Raw genomic sequence first — 8234 nt, forward strand, 5'->3', positions numbered from 1 at the left:
GTGTATAAGATCTTCGTTGTATGTAGGAGAGGTATAATCTTCTATTAATTTTAAAGAATTATTAATCTTTTTTTCTAAAGCTGAAAGGTTATCAAATCCACTGTATAAAACTTCATTGACATTTTTATCTAAAAAATTAGTGAAATCTTGAATCAAATATCCAATTTTAAGATTTTTTTGTAAGATAAGATTACCACTAGTGTAATCTTCTATTTTAGAAATTATTTTAAAGATAGTTGATTTTCCACTTCCATTTTTTCCGATTAAACCAATTTTTTCTCCCTCTATCATCCTAAGTGATATATCATCTAATATTAAATTAGAACCATAATATTTAGTTATTTTATCCATAGTAACCTGTAACATCTATATCTCCTTCTAAACTTTAATTTGTTGTTGTATTATTTTTTTAGACCAAATGTGATATTGGATTGTTTTTATCGTGATTCAGATTTAAGTTATTGCCCTAGACTCTATTATATAATAAATTCAATGAAAAAGCTAAACTTGGACAAAAAACTCTAAAGACTAGTCGCGAATTACACGAATGAATACAAAGAAGAAGAAAGAGAATAGATAAAACCTTGGACACGGAGATGCACAGAGGAAAAAAGAGAGTTGCTCAGAGAAAACTCTGTGGGTCTCTAATTTATATTCTCAGTGAATCTCTGTGTTACAAAAAAGAATATCTTAGTGGTCTGTATAGTTTTTGGTAAGCTGAGTCTAAAGATTATATAGATATATTTCTATTAAAAAAGGAACTTTATGAAAAGTCCCTCCAATTTTATTTAAGATATATTTCTTGAATGTCTATTTTTTTGTCCAGTTTTAAGGATCCTCACAAGAGATGAAACTACTACAATTCCAAAAGAGAGAGCTCCTGCTGCAAATATAGTTTCAACACCTTTAAAAACGGCTTTTTCCATGTCTTTTTCTAACATATAAAACATAGTGTAGTATATACCGCTTCCGGGAACTAATGGTATTAATCCACTGATTAGGATAGATGTAACTGGAGTTTTTAAAAATCTAGCTAAGATTTCTGAGCACAGAGTTAAAACAACAGATGGTGCAAAATAAGAAAACATCAAAGAAGTATTGTGTTTAATACACAGTAAGTAAGTAAACCAACTTACTCCTCCTATTAGGGCAGAAAAAAATAAATTTTTTCCACGAATGTTGAAGATAATTCCGAATCCTAAGGTTGCTAAAATAGCGACTAAAGTTTGTATAAACATTTAAAAAGTACCTCCTGTCATAAGATAGCTTATAGCAACACCTGTTCCTACTGCTAAAGAAGTAGCGACTAAGAGAGCTTCTGCTCCACGAGCCATTCCTGTCATATAATCTCCTGCGATAATGTCTCTGATTCCGTTAGTTAAGGCAAGTCCTGGTACTAACAACATCAGGGAACCTATAACTGCTTTATCGGTATTATCAATTAGGTGGAATATATAAAGATAGTGAGCCATAAAAGCACTGAGAGCTCCCCCTAATGTATTTACAAAAATTCCATTTAATTCATATTTACTAAAAGAATAGGATAGGAGGTATATAGCTCCTCCAATGGGAAGCGTTCCTATAAAATCTTGAGTACTACCTCCAAAAATTAAAGCGAAGGAAGCAGCGGTTGTACAGTGAAAAATGAAGTTGAGGAGTATAGAGTATCTAGGAATTTTATCTATGGCTTTTAATTTATCCATAAATTCATTATAGTCATAATTTTCTGCATCTCTAGCAAGATCGTTTATTTGATGGACTTTTTCTAAGTTTATTGTTCTAGATTTTATACGAATAACATTTGATACAGTTACATCATTTTTTGTAACTGATACTATGATACCACTAAGAGTCGCAAAACAATCGGCTATAGCACCGTGGAGTTCAGAAATTCTGACTACAGCATCTTCAGCTCTATAAGTTTCACCACCATTTTCTAGAATCATTTTTCCTGCATGGGAAGATATTTTAAGTATTTTGTTTAATGTCATTTTTACCCCCAATTTAACATGTTTTTTATAGTTAAATTTAATTGAAATACGAACTTGTATTGTTGTTTTAATTATAACATATTGAGACCTTTTGAATATAGAGGAAAATGAAAAAAATTGATATGAAATTCACGAAAAATAAATGATTTCTCAATGTACTCTCTAGGGTAATGTGTAAAGGTTTTGGTTTACAGCAATGGAACGCAGATAAAAAAATTTAATGATCGCAGATATTTGTTTTAGTTAAAACTAAAAATAAATATTTTAATCTGTGTATCTAATAGAATTTAAAAAGGAATAGAACGCGGATGCTATTTCGTACATGAAAAAACTTTAATTGGGTGTATATTTGTGGCAAAAAAATAATTTATCAGTAACTCTTTTTAATTTATTTGTTTTTAATATAAATACCATACTATTTAAATATTATAATTAAGTGTTTAAATTTGGTATAATAACATTTGTAATTTTTATTAGGTTAAAATTTTATATAACAAAAATGGTTTTTAATTTAGGGGAGGGAAAGAATGAAAAAAATAAGTAACAGTACAATGATATTAATAGCAATGGTGCTAGGTATTGTAGCAGGAGCATTTTTAGGAGAAAAAGGTGTTATCTTTGCACCGTTAGGAAATATTTTTATTAGTTTGATTAAGATGCTCGTTATACCTTTGGTATTTTTTAGTATTATTTCTGGGTCAGCGGCACTTGGAAAAACTAAATCAGCAGGGAAAGTTGGAGTATTTACAATAGTTTATTATTTGGGAACATCAGCAATTTCTGTTATATTAGGGCTATTAGCAGGGAACATCTTTAAACCAGGTTTAGGAGTAAAGGTGCCAGCTTCATTGATGACAGATGCAGCTACATATGCAGAGAATTCTAATGTAGCTGGATTTTGGGATACAATACAAGGAATTATTCCAGAAAATCCATTTGAATCATTAGTTAGTGGGAATATCCTACAAATTTTGTTCTTTGCATTATTTTTGGGAATAGCACTGTCTACAATGGATGATAAAAAGCAAAAACCAGTAACAGATATTTTGGATACTGTAAATGATGGAATGATCTGGATGATAAAAAAAGTATTAGTTATTGCACCTTTAGGAGTATTTGGATTAATGACTAATTCAATTGCCTTATTTGGTATGGATATAATGGTATTAGTCCTTAAATTATTGGCTGTTTTCAGTGGGACATTAGGGGTTATTCATTTTATTGTAATACCTATGCTTGTAAAAGTTTTAGGAGGGATGAACCCAATAACTTTTTTAAAAGGGATGAAAGAAACTCAAATATTAGCATTTGCTTCAGCTTCATCTATGGCAACGTTGCCTATAAATAAACAGGAATGTGAAGATTTAGGTGTGAAACCAGAAGTTACATCATTTGTATTGCCATTAGGAGCTACAATTAATATGAATGGAAATGCTATGTTGTATGCATTGACAGCAGTATTCTTTGCACAGATGTTCGGAGTAGAGTTAGGAATGACTCAATATGTAGCAATAATTTTAACTTCTGTATTAGGAGCAATAGGAACAGCAGGAGTTCCAGGACCAGCATTATTGGTAGTAGCAGTATTAGTAGCAGCAGGAATTCCAGTAACGGCTTTGCCGCTTATATTTGGGGTAGACAGATTATTTGATATGATGAGAACTTCTACAAATGTATTAGGAGATGCTTCATGTGCTATAATCGTAGAAAAAATGATAATAGATGAATCAGCAAAAGAATCTGTGTTGAAAAAGGCATAAATTTAGAATATATTAAAAAAAAGGATTTGAATTTTTTTAAATCCTTTTTTGCTTTTGGTTAGAGCCAAATTTTTTTGGACACGTAGATACACAGAGAAAAAAAGAAGTCATGGAGGGGTAATTCATGAATTACCCGTACGATGAATAGTTTATATCCTTGGGATAGATTGGTGATTAAAAAAATTAAAAGTTGAGATAGTAGAAAAAATTTGATATAATAGTTTTAATGTAAAGAAAAAACACTTGACATACTGGTGAAGATATATTATAATACAGGGGTAAATTATGGAATTAAATGAATTTTTAGAAATTTCAATATTGTTAGGTTACTACGGAAGCCTTTTAAGCGATAAACAACGAACTTACATGGAAGAACACTTTGAAGACGACTATTCCCTTTCAGAGATTGCAAAGTCTCACGGTATCAGCAGACAAGCAGTCTATGATAATATCAAGAGGGGAAATAAAATTTTAAAAAGTTATGAAGAAAAAATTGGGTTCTTAAAGAGAGAAAAAGAGATAAGAGAAAGTTTGAAAGAACTAAAGGCAGATTATAGTGAAATAAAGTTAGACAGCTTAATAGCAAGTTTTGATATATAAGAGGTGTTCTATGTTAGATAATTTAGGAAGTAAATTCCAAGGAATATTTAAAAAGGTAAGAGGACATGGGAAATTAACAGAGGATAATATAAAGGCTGCTTTGAAAGAAGTAAGACTGTCATTATTAGAAGCTGACGTTAACTACCGTGTAGTAAAGGACTTTGTAAATAAAATAAAGGAAAAAGCTGTAGGAGAAAATACTCTAAGTGGTATCAATCCAGGACAGCAATTCATAAAGATCGTAAATGATGAGTTAACTGAATTATTAGGTGGAACAAACGCAAGATTAACTAAAGCACATAGAGGTCCTACAATAATAATGTTAGCAGGATTACAAGGGGCAGGTAAAACTACCTTTGCAGCAAAGTTAGCTAAATATTTGAAAAAAAATGGAGAGAAACCGTTTTTAGTAGGAGCCGATGTATATAGACCGGCAGCTATGAAACAACTTCAAGTTTTAGGAGATCAAATCGGTGTACCTGTATACTATGAAGAGGGAAGCAAAGATGCTGTAGGTATTTGTGAAACTGGAGTAAAAAAAGCCAGAGCCGAGGAAGCAACCTATATAATTCTAGATACAGCAGGAAGACTTCATATAGATGAAGGATTAATGGAAGAATTAAATCAAATCAGAAAAAAAGTCAGACCTCAAGAGATACTCTTAGTAGTAGACGCAATGATTGGTCAAGACGCAGTAAATTTAGCTAGTAGCTTTAATGAAACTCTTAGTATAGACGGTGTAGTATTAACAAAGTTAGATGGAGACACCAGAGGTGGATCTGCACTATCGATCAAAGCAGTAGTAGGAAAGCCTATCAAATTTATTGGTGTAGGAGAAAAATTAGAAGATATCGAATTATTTCATCCTGAAAGATTAGTATCTAGAATCTTAGGAATGGGAGACGTAGTTTCTTTAGTTGAAAAAGCTCAAGGTGCTATAGATGAAGATGAAGCTAAGTTACTCGAAGAAAAATTAAGAAAGCAAGAATTTGATTTAGAGGATTTTCTAAAACAATTACAAAATATAAAGAAACTAGGACCTATTGGAAATATCTTGAAGATGTTACCAGGAGTAGGAGATCTAGGAGATCTGGCACCAGCAGAAAAAGAAATGAAAAAAACAGAAGCAATTATACAGTCTATGACTGTAGAAGAAAGAAGAAAACCTAAAGTTATAAATGCTAGCAGAAAGAAAAGAATAGCTAAAGGATCTGCTACTAAAGTTCAAGATATAAATAAAATGTTAAAGCAGTTTGAACAGATGAAAGGCATGATGAAGATGTTCAGCGGTGGTAAGGGAATGCCTGGAATGCCCAAGATGGGTAAAGGAATGAAATTACCGTTTTAAAACACAAATTATAATAAATTATTAAAATAAATTAAAATGAGAAAAGGAGAAATAATTATGTTAAAGATTAGATTAACTAGATTAGGAAGTAAGAAAAGACCTGTTTACAGAGTAGTAGCAATGGAAGCATTACAAAAAAGAGATGGAAAGGCGATAGCTTACTTAGGTAACTACTATCCATTAGAAGATTCTAAAGTAGTATTAAAAGAGGAAGAGATCTTAAGATTATTAGGAAACGGAGCTCAACCTACAAGAACTGTTAAATCTTTATTAACTAAAGCTGGAATCTGGGCTAAGTTTGAAGAGTCAAAGAAAAACTAATTTTATTTTAATAAAATTTGAAAAGAACCCGAAAGGGTTCTTTTTTTTGGAAATTTAAAATGAAAACCAAGATTTTTTTTGGACACGAAGAAGCATTAGTCGTAGATTGAAATAAAGATAAGAAAAAAGAAATAGAATGCCGATGCTATTAGATACACGGATAAAAAACTATGGGAATACAGATTTTCTAAAAAAAGACTTAAAAGTAATGGGATTTTATGATAGAATAAAATCAATTCGAAATTATAAAAAAACTAAACTTAATCAGTTATAAGGGAGTAAGGTCCTAAAAAATAATGATGATTATATTATAAAAAAAAATAATCAGACAAGAGTAAGAATAAATGCCCTGATTTCTGTTAAATATGATAGGAATATGATAATATATATATAGATAATGCTTGTTTTTAAAATATAATGTTTAGAGAAAAAAATCAGATAAATTAAAGAAGTTTACTACGGAGGAGAGGGATGACTAAAGAGATTTTGAAATATGAGGTAAGGAAATACGACGACGAGATAGATTTAGTAGACTTGCTAAAAATATTGATTAAAAATAAGGGGCTCATATTACTGACAACTATAATAATAACAGCATTCAGTGTAGGAGGAGCTCTTTATATTAAATCAAATAGGGTAGAGAAATTTGGACAAAATTTTATATTGAGAGATTTCAGTGACAGCTATTATAGAGAAAAAGCACAATTGAAAATAAAAGACTTTAATTTGGAAGAGATGTTGTTGGATGACAATATTGTAGATGAATTTTACTCCAATGAGGATTTTAATAAATATTCTTTAGAAAGAATAAAGGATGAAAGAACTACTTCAGATGATAAAAGAAAGTTTTTACAAGACTCTGTTGAGTTGAAGAGGGTGAATGGCGATAAAGTAAAATTTAAATATTATACACTGAGTACAATGATAGAGGATGAAGTGCTGAGCAAAAAAATGATAGAGTTATATTTAAACATTATAAATGTGAAAAAAACTGAACTGTTAGAGGGAGCTATAGAGGAACAAGGTTCTTTAGTTCTCCCAAAAAGAGATCTATATAGAGCAAAAGTAAAAGAGGATGAAAAAAAGATAACGGAGATAATAAAAAAACGGCCAGCTGCAATATTGGAAAATCAGAGTATAATGTCAATCTTGACAGTAACTAACCCGACTTTAATGCAAGAGATGGAAAGTAATAAGGAGTTGTATAAAAAATATTATACTCAAGCTATAGGGATAGAAGGACTTAAAGAGGATAAAAATTTAAAAAATCAGATTGAAAAGGTATCTTCTGTTTATAAAGTGGAAGAAAAGAGTAAATCAAAGATGATTGTAGCTATAGGATTGATAATGGGATTATTTTTAGGTGTATTCGCAGCTTTTATGAAGGAATTTATTGCAAATGTTAATTTGAAAAATTAAAGAAAAAAGTTTTTTAGTCGCAGATTACGCAGAAAAATATAACAAGAATTTAACCGCGAATGACGCTAATTAGACGAATAAGAAAACATTGATAATTGAAAGTGAATAGTTAAAAATTGAAAATAAAAAATAAAAAGAAAAAACTTGCGTGTGTGCTTATGAATTTTAAAAAAATAGAAGGCAGATGCTATGCATACACTGATAAGGAATGGAAAGTTTTACAATGGTAAAAGAGTTGGGAATGAATGACTTGGGTCTTATTAGATATAAGAAGAATATGTTAAAATAAAAGTAAGAAAATTAGTTTTAGATAGAAAAAATTAAGATAGAAATTTACTTAGGCAAGTCAAAAAGATTTACCCGGGAGGAAAAATATGTTAAAAAATGACAGGGTAAGAAACGGTATTAAACTATTTCTAGATTCCATATTATTAAGTTCAGCTTTTATATTTGCTTTTATGATAAAGTTTGAAGGTGATTGGAAAAAATATTTTAGAATGAGGTATGTGGCTCACTTTTTAGTGATCTATATTATTTTAAATTTGGTCTTAAAGATAAATAAAAAAAGTTGGAGATATACCAATTCACTGGATATATTTAATATCATAATGGTTGTAACTTTTTCTAATATGATCTATGTATTAGCTATAGTGTTTTTAGAAATAGCAAAATTCCCCATAAGTTTATTTTCTCTCATGGTTATATTTGAGATGATATTTTTACTCCTTGGAAGGTTTGCCTTTAGAATTCATAGGACATTAGAAAGTATGCAATTCGGGAAGAAACATAAAATTG

9 protein-coding genes are annotated in these 8234 nt (G+C 30.1%); 6 read left to right on the forward strand and 3 right to left on the reverse strand.

The features are described from left to right. From WBG30_RS06410 to WBG30_RS06420, 3 genes are all read right to left on the reverse strand, one after another. Nucleotides 1-366 (reverse strand): ATP-binding cassette domain-containing protein (locus WBG30_RS06410; RefSeq protein WP_424503818.1); only part of this gene is annotated, 366 nt, incomplete at its 3' end. Between the two features lie 422 nt (nucleotides 367-788). Then, nucleotides 789-1238: a threonine/serine exporter family protein gene (locus tag WBG30_RS06415; RefSeq protein ID WP_424503819.1), complete on the reverse strand. Its 450-nt coding sequence runs from the start codon at nucleotides 1236-1238 to the stop codon at nucleotides 789-791. Next, complete coding sequence (locus WBG30_RS06420; RefSeq protein WP_424503820.1) at nucleotides 1239-1991, reverse strand: threonine/serine ThrE exporter family protein; 753 nt, start codon at nucleotides 1989-1991, stop codon at nucleotides 1239-1241. A gap of 527 nt (nucleotides 1992-2518) precedes the next feature. On the opposite strand from WBG30_RS06420, the gene WBG30_RS06425 reads away from it, so the two are divergent. From WBG30_RS06425 to WBG30_RS06450, 6 genes are all read left to right on the forward strand, one after another. Then, nucleotides 2519-3751, forward strand: a complete 1233-nt coding sequence (locus WBG30_RS06425; protein ID WP_424503821.1) for a dicarboxylate/amino acid:cation symporter — start codon at nucleotides 2519-2521, stop codon at nucleotides 3749-3751. A 285-nt stretch (nucleotides 3752-4036) separates the two neighbouring features. Next, on the forward strand, nucleotides 4037-4351 hold the full coding sequence (gene ylxM, locus WBG30_RS06430) for a YlxM family DNA-binding protein (RefSeq protein WP_424503822.1): 315 nt from the start codon (nucleotides 4037-4039) through the stop codon (nucleotides 4349-4351). A gap of 10 nt (nucleotides 4352-4361) precedes the next feature. Beyond that, entirely contained in the window at nucleotides 4362-5699 is a 1338-nt protein-coding gene (gene ffh, locus WBG30_RS06435; RefSeq protein WP_424503823.1) for a signal recognition particle protein, read from the forward strand. A 57-nt stretch (nucleotides 5700-5756) separates the two neighbouring features. Further along, nucleotides 5757-6020: a 30S ribosomal protein S16 gene (gene rpsP, locus WBG30_RS06440; RefSeq protein ID WP_028855332.1), complete on the forward strand. Its 264-nt coding sequence runs from the start codon at nucleotides 5757-5759 to the stop codon at nucleotides 6018-6020. A gap of 471 nt (nucleotides 6021-6491) precedes the next feature. Beyond that, nucleotides 6492-7439, forward strand: a complete 948-nt coding sequence (locus tag WBG30_RS06445) for a Wzz/FepE/Etk N-terminal domain-containing protein (protein ID WP_424503824.1) — start codon at nucleotides 6492-6494, stop codon at nucleotides 7437-7439. Nucleotides 7440-7813: 374 nt separating this feature from the next. Beyond that, on the forward strand, nucleotides 7814-8234 hold a 421-nt coding region (locus WBG30_RS06450), incomplete at its 3' end, for a hypothetical protein (protein ID WP_424503825.1).

This window comes from Psychrilyobacter sp., from assembly GCF_049671765.1.
In the GTDB taxonomy this organism is placed as follows: domain Bacteria; phylum Fusobacteriota; class Fusobacteriia; order Fusobacteriales; family Fusobacteriaceae; genus Psychrilyobacter.

Coding starts and splice junctions, on each gene's coding strand:
- WBG30_RS06415 (WP_424503819.1), bottom strand. CDS start 1,238: ATGTTTATACAAACTTTAGTCGCTATTTTAGCAACCTTAGGATTCGGA.
- WBG30_RS06420 (WP_424503820.1), bottom strand. CDS start 1,991: ATGACATTAAACAAAATACTTAAAATATCTTCCCATGCAGGAAAAATG.
- WBG30_RS06425 (WP_424503821.1), top strand. CDS start 2,519: ATGAAAAAAATAAGTAACAGTACAATGATATTAATAGCAATGGTGCTA.
- ylxM (WP_424503822.1), top strand. CDS start 4,037: ATGGAATTAAATGAATTTTTAGAAATTTCAATATTGTTAGGTTACTAC.
- ffh (WP_424503823.1), top strand. CDS start 4,362: ATGTTAGATAATTTAGGAAGTAAATTCCAAGGAATATTTAAAAAGGTA.
- rpsP (WP_028855332.1), top strand. CDS start 5,757: ATGTTAAAGATTAGATTAACTAGATTAGGAAGTAAGAAAAGACCTGTT.
- WBG30_RS06445 (WP_424503824.1), top strand. CDS start 6,492: ATGACTAAAGAGATTTTGAAATATGAGGTAAGGAAATACGACGACGAG.